The 22,578-nt window shown below is 66.4% G+C and carries 23 protein-coding genes; 12 read left to right on the top strand and 11 right to left on the bottom strand.

Annotation, left to right across the window (positions count from 1 at the left end):
* Positions 1–52: 52 nt before the first annotated feature.
* Both IBX18_RS29495 and IBX18_RS29490 read left to right on the top strand, forming a co-directional pair.
* Complete coding sequence (locus tag IBX18_RS29495) at positions 53–2,335, top strand: hypothetical protein (RefSeq protein WP_194836760.1); 2,283 nt, start codon at positions 53–55, stop codon at positions 2,333–2,335.
* Positions 2,336–2,354: 19 nt separating this feature from the next.
* Entirely contained in the window at positions 2,355–4,163 is a 1,809-nt protein-coding gene (locus tag IBX18_RS29490) for a glucosaminidase domain-containing protein (protein WP_194836759.1), read from the top strand.
* A 27-nt stretch (positions 4,164–4,190) separates the two neighbouring features.
* Here the strand turns inward: IBX18_RS29490 and IBX18_RS29485 are convergent, their stop codons facing one another.
* Positions 4,191–4,622, bottom strand: a complete 432-nt coding sequence (locus tag IBX18_RS29485) for a hypothetical protein (protein ID WP_194836758.1) — start codon at positions 4,620–4,622, stop codon at positions 4,191–4,193.
* An 88-nt stretch (positions 4,623–4,710) separates the two neighbouring features.
* Positions 4,711–5,664: a hypothetical protein gene (locus IBX18_RS29480; RefSeq protein ID WP_306796468.1), complete on the bottom strand. Its 954-nt coding sequence runs from the start codon at positions 5,662–5,664 to the stop codon at positions 4,711–4,713.
* 391 nt (positions 5,665–6,055) lie between these two features.
* Between IBX18_RS29480 and IBX18_RS29475 the strand changes: the two genes are divergently transcribed.
* Positions 6,056–6,439 carry a DoxX family protein gene (locus tag IBX18_RS29475; RefSeq protein ID WP_194836757.1) on the top strand — a complete coding sequence of 128 codons (384 nt, stop codon included), beginning with the start codon at positions 6,056–6,058 and terminating at the stop codon, positions 6,437–6,439.
* A 100-nt stretch (positions 6,440–6,539) separates the two neighbouring features.
* Positions 6,540–7,424 carry an RNA polymerase sigma-70 factor gene (locus IBX18_RS29470; protein WP_194836756.1) on the top strand — a complete coding sequence of 295 codons (885 nt, stop codon included), beginning with the start codon at positions 6,540–6,542 and terminating at the stop codon, positions 7,422–7,424.
* Between the two features lie 54 nt (positions 7,425–7,478).
* On the opposite strand, the gene IBX18_RS29465 is transcribed toward IBX18_RS29470, so the two are convergent.
* The 3 genes from IBX18_RS29465 to IBX18_RS29455 all read right to left on the bottom strand — a co-directional run bounded on the left by IBX18_RS29465 (position 7,479) and on the right by IBX18_RS29455 (position 10,606).
* Entirely contained in the window at positions 7,479–8,441 is a 963-nt protein-coding gene (locus IBX18_RS29465; RefSeq protein ID WP_194836755.1) for a ferritin-like domain-containing protein, read from the bottom strand.
* 323 nt (positions 8,442–8,764) lie between these two features.
* Positions 8,765–9,307, bottom strand: a complete 543-nt coding sequence (locus tag IBX18_RS29460; protein WP_194836754.1) for a YaeQ family protein — start codon at positions 9,305–9,307, stop codon at positions 8,765–8,767.
* Positions 9,308–9,358: 51 nt separating this feature from the next.
* Entirely contained in the window at positions 9,359–10,606 is a 1,248-nt protein-coding gene (locus IBX18_RS29455; protein ID WP_306796467.1) for a hypothetical protein, read from the bottom strand.
* Between the two features lie 388 nt (positions 10,607–10,994).
* On the opposite strand from IBX18_RS29455, the gene IBX18_RS29450 reads away from it, so the two are divergent.
* A complete protein-coding gene (locus IBX18_RS29450; RefSeq protein WP_107655595.1) occupies positions 10,995–11,141 on the top strand; it encodes a DUF1059 domain-containing protein in 147 nt (48 codons plus the stop codon).
* Positions 11,142–11,163: 22 nt separating this feature from the next.
* On the opposite strand, the gene IBX18_RS29445 is transcribed toward IBX18_RS29450, so the two are convergent.
* Positions 11,164–11,760, bottom strand: coding sequence for a hypothetical protein (locus tag IBX18_RS29445; RefSeq protein ID WP_194836752.1), 597 nt, complete (start codon positions 11,758–11,760; stop codon positions 11,164–11,166).
* Between the two features lie 1,143 nt (positions 11,761–12,903).
* On the opposite strand from IBX18_RS29445, the gene IBX18_RS29440 reads away from it, so the two are divergent.
* The gene (locus tag IBX18_RS29440) at positions 12,904–13,755 is read left to right on the top strand and encodes a ParB/RepB/Spo0J family partition protein (protein WP_135236358.1); all 852 of its coding nucleotides are present in this window, start codon (positions 12,904–12,906) and stop codon (positions 13,753–13,755) included.
* A 634-nt stretch (positions 13,756–14,389) separates the two neighbouring features.
* On the opposite strand, the gene IBX18_RS29435 is transcribed toward IBX18_RS29440, so the two are convergent.
* Entirely contained in the window at positions 14,390–14,530 is a 141-nt protein-coding gene (locus IBX18_RS29435; protein ID WP_194836751.1) for a hypothetical protein, read from the bottom strand.
* Between the two features lie 28 nt (positions 14,531–14,558).
* On the opposite strand from IBX18_RS29435, the gene IBX18_RS29430 reads away from it, so the two are divergent.
* The 6 genes from IBX18_RS29430 to IBX18_RS29405 all read left to right on the top strand — a co-directional run bounded on the left by IBX18_RS29430 (position 14,559) and on the right by IBX18_RS29405 (position 19,799).
* Positions 14,559–15,191: a hypothetical protein gene (locus tag IBX18_RS29430; RefSeq protein WP_194836750.1), complete on the top strand. Its 633-nt coding sequence runs from the start codon at positions 14,559–14,561 to the stop codon at positions 15,189–15,191.
* Positions 15,192–15,363: 172 nt separating this feature from the next.
* Positions 15,364–16,920: a M1 family metallopeptidase gene (locus IBX18_RS29425; RefSeq protein WP_194836749.1), complete on the top strand. Its 1,557-nt coding sequence runs from the start codon at positions 15,364–15,366 to the stop codon at positions 16,918–16,920.
* Positions 16,917–17,522, top strand: a complete 606-nt coding sequence (locus IBX18_RS29420) for a lytic polysaccharide monooxygenase auxiliary activity family 9 protein (protein ID WP_228541977.1) — start codon at positions 16,917–16,919, stop codon at positions 17,520–17,522. Before IBX18_RS29425 ends, IBX18_RS29420 begins: the two co-directional genes overlap by 4 nt.
* Positions 17,523–17,642: 120 nt before the next feature.
* The gene (locus tag IBX18_RS29415) at positions 17,643–18,446 is read left to right on the top strand and encodes a DUF1460 domain-containing protein (RefSeq protein WP_306796466.1); all 804 of its coding nucleotides are present in this window, start codon (positions 17,643–17,645) and stop codon (positions 18,444–18,446) included.
* Positions 18,447–18,524: 78 nt separating this feature from the next.
* A complete protein-coding gene (locus IBX18_RS29410; protein ID WP_194836748.1) occupies positions 18,525–19,358 on the top strand; it encodes an SMP-30/gluconolactonase/LRE family protein in 834 nt (277 codons plus the stop codon).
* A gap of 120 nt (positions 19,359–19,478) precedes the next feature.
* Positions 19,479–19,799 carry a hypothetical protein gene (locus IBX18_RS29405; RefSeq protein WP_194836747.1) on the top strand — a complete coding sequence of 107 codons (321 nt, stop codon included), beginning with the start codon at positions 19,479–19,481 and terminating at the stop codon, positions 19,797–19,799.
* Between the two features lie 65 nt (positions 19,800–19,864).
* Here the strand turns inward: IBX18_RS29405 and IBX18_RS29400 are convergent, their stop codons facing one another.
* The 4 genes from IBX18_RS29400 to IBX18_RS29385 form a co-directional block, all read right to left on the bottom strand.
* Positions 19,865–21,190, bottom strand: a complete 1,326-nt coding sequence (locus tag IBX18_RS29400; protein ID WP_228541976.1) for an FAD-binding oxidoreductase — start codon at positions 21,188–21,190, stop codon at positions 19,865–19,867.
* Positions 21,191–21,275: 85 nt separating this feature from the next.
* Positions 21,276–21,662 carry a VOC family protein gene (locus IBX18_RS29395; protein WP_194836746.1) on the bottom strand — a complete coding sequence of 129 codons (387 nt, stop codon included), beginning with the start codon at positions 21,660–21,662 and terminating at the stop codon, positions 21,276–21,278.
* Between the two features lie 12 nt (positions 21,663–21,674).
* Complete coding sequence (locus IBX18_RS29390) at positions 21,675–22,019, bottom strand: helix-turn-helix transcriptional regulator (protein ID WP_194836745.1); 345 nt, start codon at positions 22,017–22,019, stop codon at positions 21,675–21,677.
* The gene (locus IBX18_RS29385) at positions 22,006–22,443 is read right to left on the bottom strand and encodes an SRPBCC domain-containing protein (protein ID WP_306796465.1); all 438 of its coding nucleotides are present in this window, start codon (positions 22,441–22,443) and stop codon (positions 22,006–22,008) included. The genes IBX18_RS29390 and IBX18_RS29385 overlap by 14 nt, the downstream gene beginning before the upstream one ends.
* Positions 22,444–22,578: the final 135 nt, after the last annotated feature.

Raw genomic sequence — 22,578 nt, 5'->3', positions numbered from 1 at the left:
GCCGTTGGGACGCCGAGTCGTTCGCCACCGCGCGATAACGAGGGAGCCTGATATGAGTACCGTTGCCGAATCGTCGATCTTCGCCTCGCCCGAATCGACGCCTGATCCCGGCGGGTGGCCCACTCGCGAAGATGTGTTCGCCGAGGATGTGGGTGACACGGAGGCCGGCGAGAGCTATACCTATGGAGCCGCGTACGGCCAGGAGGATGGAGACCTCGAAGCCGAGAACGAGGTTGTCTACTTCGAGGATGCCGCTGACCGTGCGGCTGACAACGAGGATGCGGGCTACGCGTATGCCGGGTACGAAGCGGCTGACTACGAGGATGCTGAGCCAGAAGCTGCGGACTCCGAGTACGGCGGGTACGAAGCCGGCGGTTACGAGACCACTGATTCCGAAGCCGCCGGCTACGAGTACGCCGGGTACGAAGCCCAGGGCTACGAGGATGCTGAGCCCGAAGCCGCGAGCTACGGGTACGCCGGATACGAGGCGGCCGACTATGCGGACGCTGAGCCCGAAGCCTCGGGCTACGAGAATGCCGACTCCGAGGATGCGGGAGACGAGTCTGCCGGATACGAGGCCGCTGACGCCGAGGATGCCGGCTACGAAGTCGGCGGCTATGAAGCCGCGGACTACGAGGACGCGGACTACGGGGAAGCCGATTACGAGGACGCCGATTACGAGGACGCCGATTACGAGGACGCCCCACCAACCCCGGTGACGCCGGGCCGGTTGATCGTCAAACGCCATCCGCTGCTTCGCACTCACGCGGGCACCCCACCGGACCTGCTCGTCGAGTGGAACGGCATGGTCGAACCCTCGGTGGTCGATGTCGTCGTCCACCTGCACGGCTACGCCGGACAGGCTGCGGCCATGAACATCGTGAAACACAAGAAGCCCATCAGCGGACTGGATTTCACCGACCCCGCCAAGCCGTCGGTCGCCGGGCGCACCACACCGACGCTGCTGATCCTGCCGCGCGGCCACCATCAGCCGAAGGGCAATCCGGCGCGATACACCTTCCCCGCGCTCACCAAACCCGGTGCGCTGCAACGATTGATCGACGACGCCCTGGCCCGGTTCGGTGCTGCAACCGGAACCACCGTGCGACGCAACCGTTTGATCCTGACCGCGCACTCCGGCGGGGGTGCGGCGCTGATGGCCATTCTCGGCCACACCGATCCCGACGAGGTGCACACCTTCGACGCGTTGTACAACGACCCTAAGGCGCTGATCGCCTGGGCGCGCAAGCGCATGGCGGCTGGCACGGGTGCGTTGCGTGTGCTGTATCGCCCAGGTGAGGGCACCGCGCGGGCGAGTGAGCGGGTCGCCGCGGCGGTCCGGGGTGCCGCTTCGCCGAACTTCCGAGTAGAGCGAACACGAGTGCCGCACAATGACATTCCCCGTCGCTTCGGCTGGCAGCTGTTGGCCGATGCCTCCGCCGACTTGCGCGGGGGAATACTGGCCGGCGAGAGCAGCGATGAGCTGTGGACTCCGCAGGAGGGCGACGGCGAGTACTGGGGCGAAACCGCCTGGGAGGCAGAGGATTACCTCGGTGAGTCGCCATCGCACGAGTGCGGTTGCCGGAGCAAGGAGAGCGAGTCGTCCGAAGCGCCGTGCCCGGCGAAACCCTCGCGCCGCAGTATCGGAAAATGCAGGCCCGCGCAGGATGACTGCAAGCCGGAGGCACCGTGGAGCGAGATGCAGCAGCGGTTCCGCAAGCGTTGCAGCTTGACCACGCATCGCCTCGACCCCAAATCGGCGATCGACTGCGCGTGCGCGTTCGGTGATCCCCGCGATGTGGCGATCTTCTCGATGGCGCGCGTGGTGGCCGCGGGTCCGCTCGCGGCGCGGCTGTTCGCCCATTTCCTCGGCGCCAGCGGCACCGAGGTCACCATCGACGTCGCCGACATGATCAAGCGGTCGGCCGGCGTGCGCGAGAAGATCCGCAAGTCGATGGCGCGCGGCGGCTCGTCCGGCGTGACCCGGATCGAACAGAGCGAATACCGCGACAGCGAACTGCAATTCGCCTACGGAGCCATCGATTGTGTGCAGTGGCGGGTGTTGCCGCCCGTCGCGAAGGATTGGCGGAAGAAGCCAGGCACTCGGATCGAGATCTCGATGCTCGACTACTACGAATTCCATCCCGCCAGGCCGGGTGTGAGCCAATGCGCGCACGCGGCCTGCGTGGAACTCGTGGCGCGCGGGCAGGCGAAGAACTTCTGGACCAGCGGAAGCGCCGTGGTCACCCTGGCCGATCTCGGGGCGCGCGCACCCGCACCGGCACCCGCGCGGCCGAGGGAACGCCGCACCGTGGTCTACCAGAACACCTACTGACGCGATCGGAGGCGGAGTCATGACGACCTATGCCGAGTGGCCTGTCCGCGAAAACTATCCGGGCACTGCCGAATACGACCATGAGGTGGACTCCGAGGATTTCGGAGACGAGGTCGTCGACGAGGCCGAGGAGTCCGGTGCGGTCGAACAGCACGAGTTCGACGAAACCTTCGCCGAAACCTTCTTCGAAGCCGAGGCCTTCCCCTCCGGGCTGGTGCTCACTGCCAGACCGGGCCCGTCAGCGGCCGGTCAAGAGCATTGGGATCCGAACAACGCCGGCCTCCCGCTCTACGACACCGGCCCGGAGGTGCGCAAGAAGAAGCTGGCGCCGAACTTCACCGTCGGTGAACTCGTCAGCAGCGGTGGACGACCCGCCGATCGCGCGCGTATCTCGCCTGCCCTCGTGCGCTGCCTACAGGCCATCCGCGAGCGCGCCGGGCGACCGGTGAAGATCAGCTCGGGCTACCGCTCCTGGGCGAGCAACGTCGCCGTGTACCGCGCTCGCGGGAAGCAGCCGACGCTCAGCAGGCATTGCAGCGGGCAAGCCGCCGACATCACCATCACCGGGCTCACCGGGTTACAGATCGCCGAACTCGCGATCGACGCCTGCGGCAATGACATTGCCCTCGGTATCGGCGGGAACTTCGCGCACATCGATGTGCGGGGGCGGCCGGACACCTGGACCTATATGTCGGGCAAAGCCAATGCGGCCGCGCTCGCGCACGTTCGGCAGTATCGCCGAAACCGCGGGGCGCCAACGCCTAAGCCTGTCCCCAGGCCGACGCCCACACCAACGCCGACACGGACGCCCGATCGCGCCGCAGGCGTCGTCCGTCGCGGCACCTTCACCAAATGCACGACGGGCGAGCAGCCCGGAGCACGGGCGATGGCCGATCAGTGGAAGCGGTTGACCGGTCGCAAGGCGGGCACATTCAACTGCCGCTCCACCACATTCGGCACCCCGTCACTGCATGGCGAGGGCCGGGCGATCGATCTGTACGCGAACGCGGCGGACCCGGCGCAGCGTGCACAGGTGAACGCTTACCTCGCGTGGCTGCAGGCCAATGCGGTGGAACTGCAAGTGGCATACATCATCTGGAATCGCAGGCAGTGGGGTTGGCAGTTCCGCGCCAAGGGATGGCGGCCCTATGGGGGCAGCAATCCGCACACCGACCACATCCATGTCGATCTCAGCTGGGAAGGCGCACGGACCCCGAGTCCGCTGTTCGCCGGGCCGGTTCCGGGCCTCGGCGGGAATGCCGCACCGACTCCGACACCGACCCCCGTGCCGAAACCGAAACCGGTCCCGAAGCCGGCGGGTCGCATCCCGGCACACGTCGTCGAGTTCGTCCGGAAGTACCGCCCGCACGCGCAAGCGAACGAAACCCGCAGCCGCATCCCCTGGCTGGTCACCCTCGGCCAGGCCGCGCTCGAAACCGGCTGGGGCGCAAAAGCCTGCGGAAACAACTTCTTCGGCATCAAGGCGGCGACGAGCCTGCCGGAGTCGCAGCGCAGGCTCTGCACCACCACCGAGGTGCATGCCACCCCGAACGTGCGGAGCTACCCCGAGGTCATCTCCGTGACGCCGCGCCCGGACGGCCGCTACACCTACGTCGTGAAGGCCTGGTTCCGCGCCTTCGCTTCGCCGGCCGCGTCGTTCGACGGCCACGCTCGCGTACTGCTCGCGCCGCGCTACGCCAAGGCCTTCGCGTACACCGCCGATCCCTACGCCTTCGCCCGCGAAGTAGCCGCGGCCGGCTACGCCACCGAACCCAGCTACGCCGCGACGTTGACCGGCGTCATGCGGCTGATCGAGAAGGTTCCGTAGTCCCGATGGCTCCGCGGTAGCCGGAACTCATGCGGCCGCGGCGGTCTCGTGGACCGACCGCCACATGTACCCGTGGTCGGTCCTGAGCAGTATCGCGGTGACCAGCCGACGAGTCCGGCTGTCGCCCAACCGGTTCTCGGCGATGAACCGGACGGTGACAATGCTGCCGCTCTGCGCGAGCTCCTCGATACCGGTGATCGCGATATCGAAGCCCGGCTGCGCGTTACGCGCCGACCACACCCCGGCCAGCAGCGTGTCCCGATCGATCACCTGCCCGACCGTGGTCACCGACGAGAACTTCTCGTCCAACGCATTGGCGAACCGGTCGAACACCTTCGGTGGCGCATTCGAGCCCATCCACTCGGCAAGGTCCGAGTGCAGGGCCTCGATCACATCGGCCAGGTCGGGGTGTGCAGGCATCGCGGCAATCTCGGTCTCGGCGGGCCCGGTCGAGCCCATGCCGAAGATCATATCCAGAGAGCTGTGCGCGCGAGGGGAGTGCCGTCGGCGGTCCGGGCCGGCGGCACTCCCGTTCGGTGTCGGAAGGTCAGGCAGTGCAATTCTTTTGGGCGTCGGTGCGGACCTTGCGACCGGTGAACTCTTCGAGAATGGCGATGTTCTCGGGGGCGTAGTTCTTCGCGGTGATCTTATCGGCGTTGGGGCTGCCGAGCTTGCTGCCGTAGGGTGCGGATTTCTCCAGCCAATAGGCGGTGCGCAGGAATTGGGTGAGTACCAGGTCGCGGAGCTTGGGCTCGTTCTTGATCTTTGCCCAGTAGTCGGCGTGCTTGCTCTTGGCTACGCGCAAGTACAGCAGCAGATAACGGAGATTGGTCGCGGCGATATCCCTGGAGTTGCTGGCACCGATTCCCTTGATGTATTCCTGCACCACGGTGGCGGCGGGCAGGCCCATCAGCCCGGCGTTCAACTCCGCGGTCACCCCTTGCATACGATAGTTGCCCTGCTCGCGATCGCGCAGATAGATGCCGTCCATGTCGTCGCTGAGCTTGTCCGTGATCAACGGCAGAATCTCTTTGCGTGGGAAGCCGCCGTGCAGTGGGATGGCCGTCATCTGCTGCGAGGCATTGATCCAGGCCGCGGTGTACTTGTCCCATTCGGTGCGTGACCCGTCCAGGTCCCACATGTGGGTTTCCTCGTGGATCGCCACCATCATCGACTCGGCGAACGCCTCGAAGCTGCTCGTTTCCACGAACTGATTCCAATACGGGTCCTTGGCCTGGGCGATCGCCAGCTTCTCCCCGCTCGGCCAGCGGCGCTTGTACATGGCCTGCAGGGTCGGCATCCAATTCGACCGCGAGAAGCGGGCTTTGAGGTCGCTGATATCGGCCTGCGGCGTGTTGGGCTCTTCGTAACAGAACGGTGCGGCGGCCACCGGGCCGGCGTTGTCGATGCTCGGTGCCGGCACTGCCTCCGCCACCGAGCCGGTCCCGAGCGACAGGATCAAGCAGGCGGTGACGATGGGTAAAAGACGTTTGCGGTTCACGGGGTGCCTCGCTTCGGCGGGGATGTGCAGGGGGCAATGTGCTGAACAGTCAGACGAACCCGTGACCGGTGGACGCTGGGGAATTTGCTATGTGCTCGCAGTGAGCGGGGCGTCGCAGGGTATGGCCGAGCGAAAACCGAGAACTGCTGTGCGAGAGTGTTTCCCAGCTGACGGCTGTGGGGTACGCCGTCATTTCTGAACAACTTTGTGAATAGTGACACGAAACACGCGCACCGGATCTCCCCAGTGGAAGTGGGGAGGTTTCGCGAATTCCCGGGCGAAATAAGCGGCGGCGCAGACTATCCGGACGAGTGATCTGGCTCACCCGATGTCACAAGGATCGAGCGCCCGGTGTCTTGTGGCCGAACCAGTGAACACTTAGGAGAACCCCATGAACCTCGCACTGTGGATCGCCGCCGGACTGCTCGCCGCGGTTGCCCTCGTCGGCGGCATCATCAAGCTGGTCGTACCACTGGAGAAAGTGGCCGCGACCTCCGGCGGCGAATGGACCGAGGACTTCGGCGCCGGGTTCATCAAGGCGCTCGGCGCCCTCGAAATCCTGGCCGCGGTCGGACTGATCCTGCCCGCCGTGCTCGATATCGTGCCGGTCCTGGTACCGGTCACCGCCGTCTGCTGGGTGGTGCTGATGATCGGAGCGATGATCGTTCATCTGCGCCACGGTGGTGTCAAGTTCGCGGTGGTGAATCTGCTCTATATCGCGCTCGCGGTCTTCATCGCGTGGGGCCGCTTCGGTCCCCATTCCTTCACCGCCTGACCGTTTTCGCCGCCGAGGTCATGGGTCTGCTGGTCGGAGCCCGAAACGTCGGTGACACCATGACAGGCACGATCGAGGGCCGAAGGAGAGTTGCCGAAGAATGACTGACCGCGCCACCGAGGCCTTCCTCGCGCACCGCAACCTCCTCTTCACCGTGGCCTACGAGATGCTCGGATCGGCGGCCGACGCCGAGGACGTCCTGCAGGAAACCTGGTTGCGCTGGGTCGACGTCGAGCTGAGTCAGGTGCTGGACCAGCGCGCCTACCTGGTTCGGATCACCACCCGGCAGGCGCTGAACCGGCTGCGCACGATGCAGCGGCGCAAGGAGGCGTACGTCGGGCCCTGGCTGCCCGAGCCGCTGTTCACCGTGCCGGACGTGGCACTGGATGTCGAACTCGCCGAGAGTGTTTCGATCGCATTGATGCTGGTACTCGAGACGTTGTCGCCGACCGAGCGGGCCGTCTTCGTACTGCGCGAGGTCTTCGATGTCGGCTACGACGAGATCGCGGCCGCCGTCGACAAGAGTCCCGCCGCCGTCCGGCAGATCGCGCACCGCGCGCGGCAGCACGTCGACGCGCGCCGCCCGCGCTCGGTGGTCACCCCGAGCCAGACCCGTGCCGCGCTGGAGTCGTTCCAGCGCGCGCTCGAAACCGGTAACCCGCAGGCCCTGCTCGACATCCTCGCCCCGGAGGTCGTGCTGATGAGCGACGGCGGTGGCATCAAGCAGGCCGCGCGGCGCCCGATCATGGGCGCGGACAAGGTGGTTCGCTTCGTCACCGGCGGCCTCGGCAAGAACGAAGCCGCACTCAGCACGGTTCCGGCCATGGTCAACGGCGGCCCGGCACTGCTGGTCTATCTCGATGGTGCGTTCGACGGCATCATGTCGATCCAGGTCGAGGAGGCCGGCATCAGCGGCGTCTACTACGTCCGGAATCCGGAGAAGTTGACCCGCGTCGACTCCGAAATCCCCTTGACGCTGGGCTGACCATCGCATCGGCCCCGTACTCATCCGAGTACGGGGCCGTCCAGCGGGCAGGACTCAGTTGAGACCGGTGACGTCCTGGGCGATCGCCGCGAGCCGCGTCTGGGCGGCCGAGACGACACCGTGCCGGTTCTTGTTCGTCTCCTCGTACGCGATGACCGCGCGTACGTCGGCGGGGTCGGTCAGCTCCTTGATCGCCGCGACCGCCTGGCTGACGTTCAAATCGTCGTAGTCGCCGATGGGCAGCTCACGAGATTCGAGGACGCCGGTGGCGGTGCGGAACGAATGCAAGGCGTCGGCGGTGCCGTCCGCACCCTCGCGCCGGGTGACCTGCTCGGCGGTTTCCAGCGCGGCGTCGCGTGAGGCGGTGAGGGTTTTCACCGCGACATCGCCGACGCGCGCACCCCGGGCGAGCAGCTCGCTGAGCGCGGGCGGAGTGGAACGGAAGGTGTCCAGCGCACGGTCCAGGCCGCGGGCGGACCAGGTGACCGGGATGGTGGCCAGCTTGACGATGGTGCCGCTGGCCGCCTGAAGCGGGGTGCGGCGCAGTGCCGCCGGACCGCCGAGGGCTTCCTCGGCCAGCACGGTGGTCAGCCAGGTGACGGTCGCCGAGTGCGCGGTGATCAAACGCTCGGCCAACGCCACCACGTCGGTGCGCTGGGCGGTGGTAGCGAGGGCCTTGATATAGCGGGCCCGATCAAGGAGCTGGTGCTCGAGGTTGAGGTCGCCCAGCAAGGCTTCATCGAACGGCTGGGCCTGTTCGCCCATGGTCTTGACCGCGGCGGCGGCCCGGCCGATGAACGGGCCGATCAGCGCGGGGACACCGCCGAGTTCGCGGATGGCGGACTCGATGGCCTCGGCGCGGGCGCGGGCGTTGTCGGCGTTTTCGGACAACTCGCGGCGCACCGCCTCCGTCCGCGCCTGGGCGATACGGGTCTCCGCGACCTGGATTTCGGTGTTGGTCAGATCGCGGACGGCGCGTAACTGCGCCAGCAAGGTAGTGATGTCGCGTGTGCTCATGAAGATCTCGTCCTTAACGTTGACGCTGATGGGCGGCGCGACGTTGCACCACTCCCCGAATACCCCACATGCCCACCCAAAACATTGGGCTACAAATGATTTCGACCGCACCAGCCCGACATTTTCGGCTCGCCGAGTCAGCAATCTGCCCGCAATACCTATCCTCGACTGCCCGGCAAGCTGCCCGCAAGTCTCGAAAGTCCGCACTGCGCGCGGGATTTCCGGCGACTAGCGTCCGATCCCGCACCGTGGCAAATGGCTACCGAAGATCACCGCGCCGATCGACGCGCACCCTGGGCACAGATCGTTTCGACTGTAAGGGGTCAGCCGAGTGCGTGTTCGGTGACCGAGGACGTGAGGTTGGTGCCGTTGAGATCCAGGTACAGGGAGCGTTCGGTAATCGACAGGGTTGCGGTGTTGCGGCGGTCGATAGCGGCGACGGCGGCGTCGATGAAGGCGCGGTCGAAGCTGTAGAGGGGGATGGCTTCGGCGCGATGGATGCGTTTGCCTGCGAGTTGGGCCAGCACCTTGGCCGGATCGCGGTGGGTGTAGACGGCGGCGCGGCCGGCGAGTTTACTGCCGCGGTGCAGGCGTTCCGCGTCGGGCGCGCCGACCTCGATCCAGGCGGTGAGGCGGCCGGTGAGGTCGCGCACCAGCACCGCGGGCTCGTCGGTGGACGAGACGCCACCCTCGCTGAAGGCGATGCCGTCCTGGTATTCGAGGCAGTAGGCGAGCAGGCGGGTCACCATGAACTCGGCGGTCTCGGACGGATGGCGCGCGATCCGCAACTCCAGGTCCTGGCACACGTCGCGGTCGACGTCGGCCAGTTGGACGGCGAAGTTGTGCAGTGTTGCGGGAAGGGCCATAAGCCCAGGAGCTTAGGTGAACCCCGCTGCCCGCCCGGTCGGCGGCGCGGGTCAGGGGATGAACCGGGTGTCCGGGTGGCGCGGATCGTTCCCGTCGAACAGGTCGCTGGGCATGCCTTTCAGGTGCAGGTCGAAGAAGGCCGCGAGGTAGTCCTGCTGTGCGCTCACCGACCGGGCCGGATGGATGGTGCCGACTTCGCGCTGCCGGGTTTCCGGCGACAGCAGGCTGGCACACTGCGGCACCGCGACCTGCAAATCGGTGAAGCTGTTGTGTGCGGCGCCGTCGAAGTGCAGATCCCGTTTCCAGCCTTGCTGATTGGTCCAGAACTCGCGCCAGCTCGGATCCATGTCGTCCACGTGCGAGTGCTCGAACGCGCGCTTGGTCTCCGGATGCACACCGTCGGCGCCGACCAGCATGAACGGCCGATCCATGCTGTGGCGCACGACCTCGCCGAGCTTGCCCACGCCCATGCTGCCGTCGAGGTTGACCCCCGCGCCGATGCGTGGATCGCGGAACATCGCTTCGCCCGCCGTGTAGCCGCCCAGCGAATGACCGAACATGCCCACCTTCGACAGGTCGAGCGACTCCGCCAACCCTGCTGGTAGCGCACGATTTTCGGCGTCCGGATTCGCGCCTTGGGTCAGCCGGGTCAGCTGGTCGAGTACGAATCCGGTGTCGGCCACCCGCGCATCGATCGAGGTCGCCAGGTACTGCGGATCCGGCTTGGCGTCGCTGCTGAGCATCCGGCCGCCGGGGAACTCGACCACTTTCGCGTCGTAGGTGTGGGAGATGGACACGACGACATAGCCGTGGCTGGCCAGATCGTCGGTGCGGACCGAATTGAGTTCGCGCACCACGCCGAACCCGTGCGAGAACAGCACGACCGGCCAGGCGCCGCCCGTGTGGTCCGCCTCGACCCCGGTGCTCGCCTGGCGCTTGGTGCCACCCCAATCGACCGCGCCCGGCGACAGGCCGAGCATGGGCGCGTCGGACGCGAGCCGGTCGACCGCGTCCGCCACGGCTGGTGACATCCACGGTGCGCGGTCGCCGGTGCGCTGCGCCGGGTAGGTCACCGTGACCATCAGCTCCCGCTTGTCGGCCGGGTGCCACGGATCCTGGCGCGCGTCCACCAGATGCAGGTCGACTGTGCCGACCGGGTAGCGGCCGCTGAGCGGCGGCAAGGTGATCTTGGCCGCCGTACCCGTCGTCTGGGGTGCGGACTGCTCGCATGCGGTCAGCGCGATGGTTGCGGCCAGCGCCGCGGCCAGTGCCAGCGCGCAACCGCGCAATGTGAACACTTTGTGGGTCCTCCTCGACGGTCGGCTCGACGTCATGATGGCAAAGGTTCCGTTGCGCGCGCGTCAGCCCGACGGCCGAGTCGGCGTACCCCGAGATGCGTAGGGGTATACCCCGAACGGTCTATTTCTAGCGCCGAGGACCACTGGCGCCGGTGCGACCCGAATGCCGCGTCGGGTCTGCGTACTCGCCAGCCTAGGGTCTGTCGCAAAGTCCCATCCGGCGCCTCCGGTGGCTGGATCGCCGCCTGGCCGCGTTGTCGTCGTCGCCGATACAAACCCGGTATCGGCAACTCCTCCGCCTTGCCAGGCGACGATCCAGCCACCGGATGCATCCGTCCGGACTTTGCGACAGACCCTAGACTTGTCGATCGAGAGGAAAGGACAGTCGATGAAGCGAAACCTGAACTGCCCCTGCGGAGAAGCCATCGTCGGGACCGACGAGGACGACCTGGTGGCCAAGACGCAGGCCCATCTGGCCGAGAATCATCCCGGGCACGAGTACTCGCGCGACGAGATCTTGTTCATCGCTTACTGATTTGCCGAGCAGGCGGCCCCGCTCAGTTGCGCGGCCAGCTCACCGGGTCCGGCAGGCACAGGCTCGCCGAGCGAGTGGTCGGCACCGGTCCGGTGCCGGCGGGGAAGGCCCACTGGGCGATCGGACCCGCCGCCTTCCAATGCAGCGCACCCCCGTCGGAAACCACCTCGTACACCGACTCGCTACCACCGACGAGCTGGGTGCCCACGCAATAGTCGTTGTATTCGGTGCCCGGTTGCTGCGCTCCGGCACTGAACGTCCCTGCCGGGTCGGTGCGCGCGCCGGGGTTGGCCACGGTGCTCGGCGTGCCGCGGGCCGCCCCGCGAACCCAGCGCGGCGCACCGAGTTGATCTGTCGCACAGGTGAAAGCGCGGCCACCGGCCACGACGGTCGTGCCCTGCGCGTGGCCGGTGCCTGCCCACAGGCAGTCGGCGGCGGGTGTGGCAGCGGCGGCTACGGGTGCGGCGGCGGCACTGCCGGTCGCCGCGCCGACCAGGCCGGCGGTGGCGACCGCGGCCACGGCGAGGGTCAATCCGCCGCGCAGTCGAGTGAAGGTGGGACGCATGCGGCGCTGGGCGGAGGCGTGGGGAGCGAGTGAATCCGGTTCGACGTTGAGCATGTCCCGACCATAGAAATCGGCAGTCCGGCACGACATCACGCCGCAGCGCTATTTCGCGGCGGTACCGGGGAGCTAGGGGTGATTCCGCATCGCTCGGGCCGGCCGTCTCAGGGGAGCGATGGGGGTCGCCGCCCGCGAAAACGGTTCGGCGGAAGGCGATCCGGCGATCGGCCCACCACGCCGTTGACGTGTCCGATCAGGCCAGCCCGGAGTGGTGTCACAAGGAGGCCGCCCAGGGGCCGCGCGGCCGGGCGCCCGGAAACCGGCACGAAGTCGGCAACAGAACTTCTGCCACCGGTGCGCCGAAGGCCGCCCCTATATCACCGAAACATGCACTGCTATATGGAATCTCGTACAGTGGACAGACTCGCGATTTTCGTCCGTCGCGCTGCTCGGAGGGGGGTCCGATGATAGGATGGATCGGACACGAGGGATGTTCGGGCAGATGAGTTCCTCGGGTCAAATCGTTCGGAAGAAGGCGGAACCCGCCTTGTTCTTCGTGTGCGAGAGGGGCCTTGAACACGAACTCCGCATTGGTGTGCCCGCGGCACGAGGTGTAGGTCGAGCGGCTATTCCTGGGATAGGGAATACCGCCGGTTCATTGTGTCCCGATTCGAATGGTTGAGGATTCTCCGAGTTGTCGGCGCGGTGACCGGAGTGGTCATCGTGTTCAGAATTATTGTCGCCGCGACGCCCGGGGTGGTCATCGTGTGCAGAAAATCGGTTTCACCATATATGGTGGCGTACAAGGATGTCCGTTGTCGGCTTCTTCGCCGATGTAGAAGTCCAACTCTCGAGCGTATCCACGCCGACGCCCGTTCCGGGCTGGAACTGGTAGTTTCCGAAATGTTTCCGGAAGTCGGCGAACCGGGCCGCGAGGTTAACACCATTCACAAATAACGCCGCGAATCACGCTGGCGATCCGCAGATTGCGAATGCAGGGGCGTTTCGACACCGTATCGTTGCTGGAACTCTGCCAATGTGAAATATTGCTGTCCGCGCTAGTTAGTCACCGCAGACACGGCACAGCGACGTGCCTTCCGCATCGATTCGTCCCGGCTTGTTGTGGCGGTTCGGATCGGTACTGGCGGCGGGGCGAAGTGTGCTACGGAATGATCTCGGCTTCGACGCAGGAGTACCGCCGTGAGTGAACACAGGTTGAACGTGGACGACGATGCGAGAGTCGGAGTTGCCGACGTAGTCATCGAGATTCCTATCGAGTCGATAGACATCAGTGGCGCACTGCGTGTGCGTGCTGAAGACTCTGCACATACCCAGGTGCTGGCAGCGACGGAGGCGGAACTGCCGCCGATCCTGGTCCACCGAGAAACCATGCGGCTGATCGACGGTGTGCACCGTCTGAAAGCCGCGAAACTGAAGGGGGCCAACGTCATCCGGGCACAGTTCTTCGACGGCACCGAGGAAGAGGCGTTCGTGCTCGCAGTCCAGGCCAACATCGCACACGGCCTGCCGCTCTCGATCCTCGACCGCAAGGCCGCCTCCCTGCGCATCATGCGGATGTACCCGCTGTGGTCGGATCGCAAGGTCGCCGAGGTGGCGGGGCTGGACCACAAGACGGTCGGTGCGGTGCGCAGGCAGTCATCTGGGGATGTTCCCCAGACGAGGCATCGATTAGGCCGCGACGGCCGGATGCGCCGAGTGCGCCGACCGGACGTCGAACACCAGCGCCGTAAAAAGTCCTGCGACGGTACCGAGGGTGCGCCGTTGACGCCCGATCCGGCACCGCCGGAGCGTGTTTGCCCCTCCTCGGTATTGCAGAGCCTGCGCCGCGATCCGTCGCTGCGGCTCACCGAGACGGGCCGGACGGTATTGCGCTGGCTGGACGCCAGTCCGCGCACGCCGACGCAGTCGCTCGATCTCGCGGATCGGATCCCGGAACACTGCCTGAATCTCGTGCTCGATATGGCTCGGCAGAACGCGGCCAACTGGCAGGACTTCGCCACCCGAATCGGCGATCGGCTGCAGGCGAAATGATGGTGCATTTTACCTCGGGATACGGTGCGTGACTTGCGAATCGACATTTATCCGCAGGTCACGCACCGGCGATCCTTCGGCGCCGTGATACCGCTCGGCGCGTCGGCGCGGTCGGCATCGAACGCTATTCGGTACGGAGCGCCGGTGCGCACTCGTGCCGGGCTGAACGCGGCGCCGAAGGTCCGGTGGACGACACCGTCGCGCAGTAGTGTCCGGGTGGTGTCAACCGCGTTCGACGACATGGTATTTCGGCGCACTTGCGCCGAAACCAGCGCTGTCCGAGCGCAAATGCGGTACATCGCACCGAATAGTGCTATCGGGGTACTTAATCAACTCGTGATACGAACTCCCCAGTAACTCCCCAGTCGAATCTATCGCCCGCGGTGTGGTTCTACTTGAATATGAAATACCCACATCGAAGGGCGGCTCGCGTCAGTGCTACCGCGGTGTTCGTTTTAGCGGCAACGGTTTTCACAACCAGCTCCGGTGCCTTCGCCCAGCCATCGTCAACCACGCCGACGACCACTCCTTCGACGTCGGCCCCCACGACTCCGCCGTCGCCGTCCGGCCCGACCACGACGATCGAGCCCACCACGACGACGACAGAACCGACGACGATCGAGCCGACGACGACCTACTCGTCCACGACCACCGATCCGACGACGACCACCACTACCGCGCCGACGTCGACCACCAGTCCGTCGACCACCATCGCGCCGTCGACCACCAGCCCCTCGACGACCACCAGCCCGTCGCCGACCACGGCCCCAGGCATTTTCGATCTCCCCACCATCCCGAAGAACGTGTTCACCGATCCCGACGGAATCGCCATGCAGGTGATTTTCAAGAACCCGCTGCCGAAGCCGGCGGGCGTGCCGTCCGAGGCGCAGGCGATCGCGCAGGCCCAGGCGCCGAGCATGCAGCGGGTCTTCGGCGCCGAATCGATCGGCAAGCTCGTCGTGGACAAGGCGTCCCCGGTCGGCCGGGGTGCCACCGTCGAGCTGCGGCAGGAAATCGACGCGGTGCCGGTCTACGGCGCGAAGGTGGCGCAGTCACTGGCCGCCGACGGCTCGCTCGTCTCGGCGAGTGGCGCGTTGGCACAGCAGACGCAGGGCAAGTACCCGACCGGCGCCACCACGCCGCCCGCGACGGTGGCGGACACCGCGGTGCGCGCGCTGGCGCAGGAGACCAAGCAGCCGCGCGGCAAGTTCACCGTCTTCGCGACGGCCGCCATGTGGTACGACCCGAAGCTGGCCGCCAAGGACGGCGCCCCCAGCGTGGCGGTTCCCGCCTACAAGGTCGCGATCAAACGCGCAGGCACGCAAGGCGATCAGTCCGCGCAGTGGGTTCTGTTCATCGATGCCAACAGCACCGACCGGGTGCTGGACAGCTGGCACGAAACCGGGTCGAAGACCGAGGGCAGGCCCCGTCGCTGAATGGTGCCGCACAGCAGCTCGTCACCTCCCGAGGGTTGGGCGCCCAGTAGGTCGCGGTGCGCCGGCAGTACCTGCGGATTGCCGAGTCGGCTTTTCCCGCAGTCGATTACAGATCCGATCGAGCATCGCCATGGCCGAGGTCCGCCGGATCGCCTAGAAAAGGTTGGCTCCCATGAGAATTCACCAGTGGCGAGAAACGCACGTGCCGGTTCCGGCCGCGCTGAGATCGCGTCCGGTCGCCGTGTCGGCCTTGGCCCTCGCATTGAGCCTCACCGCGGGCGTCGCCGCGGTGGCCGCTCCGCCGCCGGATACGCCGAACGGGTCGGCGGCCAGCGCTGCCGACCCGACCCCGGGCTCCGACGGTCTCGGCGATCCGTACTACCCGAAGGACGGCAACGGCGGGTACGACGCGATCCACTACGACGTCGCCATCGACTACAACCCGCCGACCCATAACCTCAAAGGCAAAGCCACCATCACGGCGAAGGCGACCCAGAACCTGTCCCGGTTCAACCTCGACTATGCCGGTCCCGCAGTCGGATCGGTCGCCGTGAACGGTCAGCCCGCCCGCTTCCAGAAGTCCGGCGAGCACGAGCTCGTGGTGACCCCGGCCGCGGCACTGCCGCTGGGGCAGCCGTTCACCGTCGTCGTCGACTACGGGGGGACCGTGCCGGATACCAAGGGCAACGGCTGGACCTACTCGCCGTCCGGTGGCGCGTTCGCGGCGGGTGAACCGCATTCGGCGACAACGTGGTACCCGCTCAACGACACACCGCTGGACAAGGTGACCTTCACCGTCAAGGCCACCGTGCCCACCGGCTGGGATGTGGCCTCGAACGGGGTCCGCGCGTCCGATGTCCCCGCGGGCACCGGAAAGCACACCGTCACCTGGGAGGCCAAGGACCCGATCATCGGGTACCTGACGACCATCGCGATCGACAAGTTCACGCGCCTGACGCAGCAGGCCGGGAATACGCCGTTGGAGAGCTTCTTCGCACCGGGTGGCGCCCAGCAGAAGCGGGAGCTGGAAAAGAAGCTGCCCGGCGTGATCGCCTTCGTCGAACAGCTGTACGGCCCGTATCCGCTCGAATCCGGTGGCGGCATCTACGTGGACACCAATCTGCAGTTCTCGCTGGAGACCCAGACGCGGCCGATCTACGCGCCGTGGACGGACCTGAACACGGTGATCCACGAGAACGCCCATCAGTGGTGGGGCGATTCGGTGTCGATCAAGGACTGGCGCGACATCTGCTTGAACGAGTGCTTCGCCAGCTACACCGCCGACATCCTCTACCCGGAGCGGGTGCAAGGCCGCAACGCCGACCAGCTCTACCGGCGGGCGCTCGCGAGCGCCGACCAGCAGGGCGTCTGGTCGACACCGCTCTACGATCCCGGCAAGGGCAAGGAGTTCACCACCGTGTACTCGCGCGGCCCGCTGTTCCTGCACGCCTTGCGCCGCAACATCGGCGACGACGTATTCCTCACCGCCGTCCGCGATTTCGCGCAGAAGCACAAGAACGGCAACACGTCGATTCCCGAGTTCCGTCAGTTCATCCAATCCCGCACCGCCAAGAAGCTGGACGGGTTCTTCGATGCTTGGCTCAACGGAAGGAAGCGGCCCGCCAGTGAGTACCTCTACCCCGGCAGTCTCAACAACCAGAACATGCAGGGCAGCCCGGACGAGCGGGATATCGAGCCGTGGCCGTTCGGGCGTGGGGACCGGAAATGACGGCAGCTTCGCTGACCCGGGCGCTGCAGCAGCGCATGCTGGCTGTCGTCGCTGCGGCCACTATCGCACCGTTCATCGTGGCCGCCCTGCACGCGGCACCGGCTGACGCGTACGGCTACCTCTCCGCGCCGGCCAGCCGCCAAGTGCAATGTGCGCAAAGTCTGTTGCCGTGTGGCCCGGTCAAATACGAGCCGCAGAACGTGCAGGGGCCACCGGGACAGCGCAGCTGCAGCGGCGGTGACGGGCGCTGGGCGGATCTGGACGACGACAGCAAGCCGTGGCAGGTGCACCACACCAGCAGCACGGTGACGTTCATCTGGACGCTCACCGCCTTGCACCGGACCCACAATTACGAGTACTGGATCGGCGATACGCGGGTCGCGGTGATCGATGGCAAGAATCAGCCGCCGAGCGGGCGAACCGTCACCCACACGGTGAACCTCGGCACCTTCACCGGGCCGCAGAAATTGCTCGGCATCTGGAACGTCGCGGACACGCCCAGCGCGTTCTACTCGTGCGTGGATCTGCAGATCGGTTCCGGCACCGTGACGCCGGTCGGTATCAAGGGCGTCAGCAAGAAGCGGGCGCAGATAGTGGCCTGACGATCGCGTCGGTGGACCGTCGCAGGGGGGCTGCGACGGTCCACTGTCGTGCGCTGGCGCACCCGGCAGAGCGACCGCCGGGTTACCGTGGGGGCTGTGTCGACGGATGTTGGAGGCTTTGTGCGGACCATCGCTCGCGTGTTGCTCGTCCTGCTGGTGCTCGTGGGTGGCATGGCATCGATGGTGCCCGCGGCGGTCGGCGCGCCCGCGGTGCACATCGACGACGTCACCGCCGGCAAGATCGACGCGTTGCTGGCGTCGCGCGCGGGTGCTGGGCCGAGCAAAGGCGAGCTCGTCGAGTTGCTGTCGCGCCAGTTTCTCGGCACGCCGTACGGCGCCGATATGCTCGTCGGCTCGGCGACCCAGCCCGAGCAGCTCGTCATCGACTTCCGGCGCGTGGACTGCTTCACCTATCTCGACTACGTCGAAGCGCTCAGCAGGTCCACCGACCGGGATCAGTTCGTCGCGAATCTGGTCGACACCCGCTATGCCGAGGGGCGCGTCGATTTCCGGCAGCGCAAGCATTTCTTCAGCGACTGGGTGAGCACGCCGCGGATCGCCGCCACCGACGTGACCGGCGCGCTGAGTACCGCTGCGGTCACCGTCGCCAAGCACCTGAACGCCAAGGCCGACGGCGGGAACTATCTGCCCGGGTTGCCGGTGGTCGATCGAGCCGTGACCTACCTTCCCAGCGCGGCGGTGGACGACCACGTCATCGGTGGTCTGCGCACCGGTGACTACCTCGGTGCCTACACCGACCAGGCGGGGTTGGACGTCACGCATGTCGGGATCTTCGTGCAAACCGCCGACGGTCCGGTCTTCCGGAACGCGTCCTCGCTCGCGGCGAACAACAAGGTGGTCGACTCGCCCCTGGCCGAATATCTGCGGTCGGTTCCGGGGATCGTCGTGTACCGCGCTCAGTAGCGCTGTTGCCGAGTCGCCGATGAGTTCTCGCGGCTCACGCAGTCGGTATCTCTACCGACTACCGAAGGGCAGCCTGCCGTGAGCAAGCCTGAAATTCTGCTGGAGGGCGTCGTGTTCGGCGAGTCCCCGCGCTGGCACGACGGACGACTCTGGTTCTCCGATTGGGGAGCGAACCAGGTGATCGCCCTCGGCGCCGACAATCGGCCCGAGGTGATCGCCGAGGTGCCGTCCTTCCCGATGTGTATCGACTTCCTGCCGGACGGGCGACTGCTGGTAGTGGACTCGGCACAGCGCAGGCTCGTGCGGCGCGAGCCCGACGGGTCGCTCGTACCGCATGCCGACCTCTCCGCCGTGTCCGACAAGCCGTGGAACGACATCGTCGTCGACGACCGCGGCAACGCCTACGTCAACAACATCGGATTCGACTTTCCCGGTGGGGAATTCAGGCCTGGGCCGATAGTCCTGGTTACACCGGAAGGCAGTGTCCGGCAGGTCGCCGACGGGCTTGCCTTTCCCAACGGGATGGCGATCACCGCTAACGGCGTCACCCTCATCGTCGCCGAGTCCTACGCCAACCAGCTCACCGCCTACGACATCGCCCCCGACGGCAGCCTCGGCTCCCGCCGCGTGTGGGCGCCGACTCCCGGTGACCATCCGGACGGGATCTGCGTCGACGCCGAGGGTGCGGTCTGGTACGCCGACGTCGGCAACCAGCATTGCGTTCGGGTTCGGGAAGGCGGGGAAGTCATGTCCACCGTGGAACTCGATCGGGGTGCCTTCGCCTGCGTGCTCAGCCGTGGGGTAGACCCGAAACTGTTTGTCGTAGGCCAGAACTGGGGTGGAGAGTCGACGGAACCCACCGGGCAGGTGGTGGCTTTTCCGGCACCCGCGCCGGGTGCCGGGCGGCCGTGACGGCGTGGTGGCGTTCCGCCGCTGCCCTCGGGTAACGTGAGCGACCTCCGGTCGGGGGCTGGAGCCACGGCAATATCCGTGCGTCACAGACACTCTCGTGTCGCAACTCTCGAGGTACACATGCTGAAGACAGTGGTCGCCACCGCAATGGCGGCGGTCGGAATCACGATGGGGGCCGGGGCCGCCAACGCATTCACTCCGCAAGACGAACTGAAGTTCTTCCTGATGGACCATCAGGATTGGTCGCCCGACTTCAAGCAGGACGATGTGGATTCGTCGCGTGTGATCTGCGGAATTCTGGATTACCGGGTACCCGGCGACAAAGCCAGGCTCATTGCCATCGATCGCCGTTATCCCTCGATCGGGGTGGGACATCTGGGTGTGACCGACACCGAAGTAAGCGTCCTCATCTACTGCCCGCAACACCTGCTGTCCTCCTAGCGCGGACTTGCCATCCAACGGCCCGAGATATTCTCGGGCCGTTGGTCTTTCGCCGGCACCTGTGCTCAGCCGTGGACCGGGAAGTTGGCCCGGATGACACCGGCCGGGTCGCGGTCCTGCTTGATCTGCCGCAGCCGCGCCAGCGTCTCCGGGTCGAAAGCCGCGGAGGCCGACTCGCCGGGGGCCAGGAAGGTGTACGGCTTGGTTCCGGTGATGTGGGTGCTGAGCGCGCCGAGGATGTCGGTGAACCTGGTTCGGATGTCGTCGAGCAGATGCGACAGTCCGAGCCCGAGCAGGTAGAGGGCGTAGGGCTCGGTGATGGGGCCGCGCGCGCCGCCGTCGGGACGTGTTTGCGCCAATGCGCCACCGAGGCCGCGGATTTGGATGTTGAGCAGGGGCGCTACCGGGGCGTCGATGAGGGTCTTGATCACTGCGTCATCGAGGTCGGTGAGCAGTTCGCCGCGGGAGAGGGACGGGCTGGGATCGGTGGGTTCCGCGGTGATCTGGCCGATCTGGGCCGGAGTCAGGACGCCTCGGGTGTCGGCGAGTATGCCGTCGATCGTGTCGAGGCGCGCGGTGAGCTCCCGGCCCTCCGCGGCATCACCTAGGTAGGCGAAGTCGATGGCAACGGTGGGTGCGGCGCCGGGAATCTGGTAGCGCTGCAACCACACCGACAGTTCCCGGGGCGCGTCGGTAGTGAGTTCGGTGAAGAGGTCGAAGGCCTCGCGGGTGCGGTCGGCCGACCACATCACCCGGCCGCCGTACAGCTGCGGCAGCGGGAACAGGTCGAACTCGATCTCGGTGACGATCGCGAAATCGCCACCGCCGCCACGCAATGCCCAGAACAGCTCCGGGTCCGAATCGGCGGTGACGCGCTGCTGACTGCCGGTGGCGTCGACGACGTGCAACGCGCGCACCGCGTCCGCCGCCCAGCCGTATTTGCGTGCGAACCAACCGAATCCGCCGCCGAGCGTGTACCCGGTGATGCCGACCACGGGATTGCTACCGGCTAGCCCGGTGAGGCCGTGTGCGGCGGCCGCGGCCTGCACCGCGCCCCACTGCACGCCGGTGCCGACCCGCGCCACCCGCTGTCCGGCATCGATCTCGAGGTGGTTCAGGGCACCGGTCCGCACCAGAATCGAATCCTCGATATCCCCGGTCGCGCCGTGCCCGGTGGGCTGGGTCACCACCCGTCGGCCCGAAACACCGGCGTATTGCAGCACTTTCGCGATGTCCTGCGCGTCGGCGACCTCGACCACCGCGGCCACCGACTGCGCCACGGCCACGTTCCACGGCCGGGCTGCCGCCTCGAAGGCCGAATCCTCCGGTAGCACAACGTTTCCGCGGGTTACGGCGCGCAATTCCTCGATACCCATGACTTCTGTCCTCATTCGCTCTTGTTGCCTCGTCATTGCTACCTGGATGACGACGTAGGGCGAGCAAGTGTGACACAGCGGCCGAAGCGTCCGATCCGGCTCAACCGTGATCGGGGAGCCGGACGATATGCGGGATGCCGACGGGGTTGCTGATCCAGTGGGCGTTCATGGTCGAGGGGAGTGGTTCCAGCTCGTCCTGCACGAGGACTCCGTGGGCGGCGAGGTGCTCGGTCGCGCGGTCGACGTCGTCGGTGAACAGTTCCAGCCAAAGGTCGGCGCGGGCATAGTTGTCGACACGGTCGAGCCACAGCGTGACGGGCCCGAACTGGATTGCGGCGCTTTGGATGACCCCTTCGGCGACGGCTTCGCCGCTGTTGTCGGTGACGTCCATGCCGAGTGTGTCGCGGTAGAAGGCGACGGTCCGGTCGAACTGTGCTTTGGGAAGTTTCATGGCGATGTTGTGTCCGCCGCGGAAGGTGGGGGTCATTGTTCGGTGCTCCTAGGTCTGATCGAGGTGGTCGCGGAGTGCGTTCAGGCGTCCGTCCCAGCTGTGGGCGAGGGCGGCGAGAAAGGACTGCGCCACGGTCATGGGCTGGGTTTGCAGGTGGTAGTGGATCCGGCGGCGCTCGCCCGGTTCGGCGTGCACGAGTCCGGCCTCGGTCAGCAGGGTGAGGTGTTTGGCGATCGCCTGTCGCGAGATCGGCAGGCGATCTGCCAGGTCGGTCGCCGTCGCTGGACCGTGCGCGGCGAGTTCGGCGAGGATGCCGCGGCGCGTCGGGTCGGCCAGCGCGGTGAAAACTGCCTGCGCTATCAGCTCGGCGTCGGGATGGTCAGGCCGCTGCATCGAGATACTCGGTGAGTTCGGCCAGTTCCCTCGCCCAGCCCTTGACGTTGCCTTCGTAGGACTCGGTCAGGTCGTCGGGCAGTTGTGCGAAGCCGGTTTCCACCACCGTGAGCCGGGTGCCGGTGGGTGTCGGTTGCAGGGTGAATTCCACCTGTGTGCGGCGTGGATCGCTGGGTGGTAGTCCTTCGATCGGCCAGGTGAACACGAACCTGCTGTGTGGTTCGACGAACTGGATCTGCAGGGTGTGTGGCCCGTCCTCGTGCCACCACACCCGTACTGTGCTGCCGGGGCGCAGGTCATCGATTTCGGCGCGGGAACCGAACCAGCTTCCGAGTCCTTCGGAGGTGGTCAGGGCATTCCACACCTTCTCGGGTGGGTGGGGTAGTTCGAGATCGCGCTCGATGCGATCGGGTACGGGCAACACAGCCTCCGTTTATAGCAACCAGTTGGTTGCAATAGATTATCGCAACCAACTGGTTGCGACAAGGGGCCGTCACTGTTGGTGACCGTGCCGATGCCCGGTCTCTCCGAGTGGGCTCGGCAGCGCTGGTCGGCTCGT

Source organism: Nocardia sp. XZ_19_369 (genome assembly GCF_015355715.1).
GTDB lineage: Bacteria > Actinomycetota > Actinomycetes > Mycobacteriales > Mycobacteriaceae > Nocardia.
The sequence above is the reverse complement of the archived record's forward strand: the minus strand, read 5'-3'. Positions and strand labels throughout refer to the sequence as shown.

What these genes read in the sequence shown, in the direction of transcription:
- IBX18_RS29390 (WP_194836745.1), bottom strand. Translation starts at nt 22,019, where the DNA reads ATGCAGCGGCCTGACCATCCCGACGCCGAGCTGATAGCGCAGGCAGTT.
- IBX18_RS29405 (WP_194836747.1), top strand. Translation starts at nt 19,479, where the DNA reads ATGCTGAAGACAGTGGTCGCCACCGCAATGGCGGCGGTCGGAATCACG.
- IBX18_RS29435 (WP_194836751.1), bottom strand. Translation starts at nt 14,530, where the DNA reads ATGCCTGGGGCCGTGGTCGGCGACGGGCTGGTGGTCGTCGAGGGGCTG.
- IBX18_RS29460 (WP_194836754.1), bottom strand. Translation starts at nt 9,307, where the DNA reads ATGGCCCTTCCCGCAACACTGCACAACTTCGCCGTCCAACTGGCCGAC.
- IBX18_RS29420 (WP_228541977.1), top strand. Translation starts at nt 16,917, where the DNA reads ATGACGGCAGCTTCGCTGACCCGGGCGCTGCAGCAGCGCATGCTGGCT.
- IBX18_RS29395 (WP_194836746.1), bottom strand. Translation starts at nt 21,662, where the DNA reads ATGACCCCCACCTTCCGCGGCGGACACAACATCGCCATGAAACTTCCC.
- IBX18_RS29495 (WP_194836760.1), top strand. Translation starts at nt 53, where the DNA reads ATGAGTACCGTTGCCGAATCGTCGATCTTCGCCTCGCCCGAATCGACG.
- IBX18_RS29445 (WP_194836752.1), bottom strand. Translation starts at nt 11,760, where the DNA reads ATGCTCAACGTCGAACCGGATTCACTCGCTCCCCACGCCTCCGCCCAG.
- IBX18_RS29475 (WP_194836757.1), top strand. Translation starts at nt 6,056, where the DNA reads ATGAACCTCGCACTGTGGATCGCCGCCGGACTGCTCGCCGCGGTTGCC.
- IBX18_RS29400 (WP_228541976.1), bottom strand. Translation starts at nt 21,190, where the DNA reads ATGAGGACAGAAGTCATGGGTATCGAGGAATTGCGCGCCGTAACCCGC.
- IBX18_RS29485 (WP_194836758.1), bottom strand. Translation starts at nt 4,622, where the DNA reads ATGGGCTCGACCGGGCCCGCCGAGACCGAGATTGCCGCGATGCCTGCA.
- IBX18_RS29450 (WP_107655595.1), top strand. Translation starts at nt 10,995, where the DNA reads ATGAAGCGAAACCTGAACTGCCCCTGCGGAGAAGCCATCGTCGGGACC.
- IBX18_RS29470 (WP_194836756.1), top strand. Translation starts at nt 6,540, where the DNA reads ATGACTGACCGCGCCACCGAGGCCTTCCTCGCGCACCGCAACCTCCTC.
- IBX18_RS29490 (WP_194836759.1), top strand. Translation starts at nt 2,355, where the DNA reads ATGACGACCTATGCCGAGTGGCCTGTCCGCGAAAACTATCCGGGCACT.
- IBX18_RS29465 (WP_194836755.1), bottom strand. Translation starts at nt 8,441, where the DNA reads ATGAGCACACGCGACATCACTACCTTGCTGGCGCAGTTACGCGCCGTC.
- IBX18_RS29425 (WP_194836749.1), top strand. Translation starts at nt 15,364, where the DNA reads ATGAGAATTCACCAGTGGCGAGAAACGCACGTGCCGGTTCCGGCCGCG.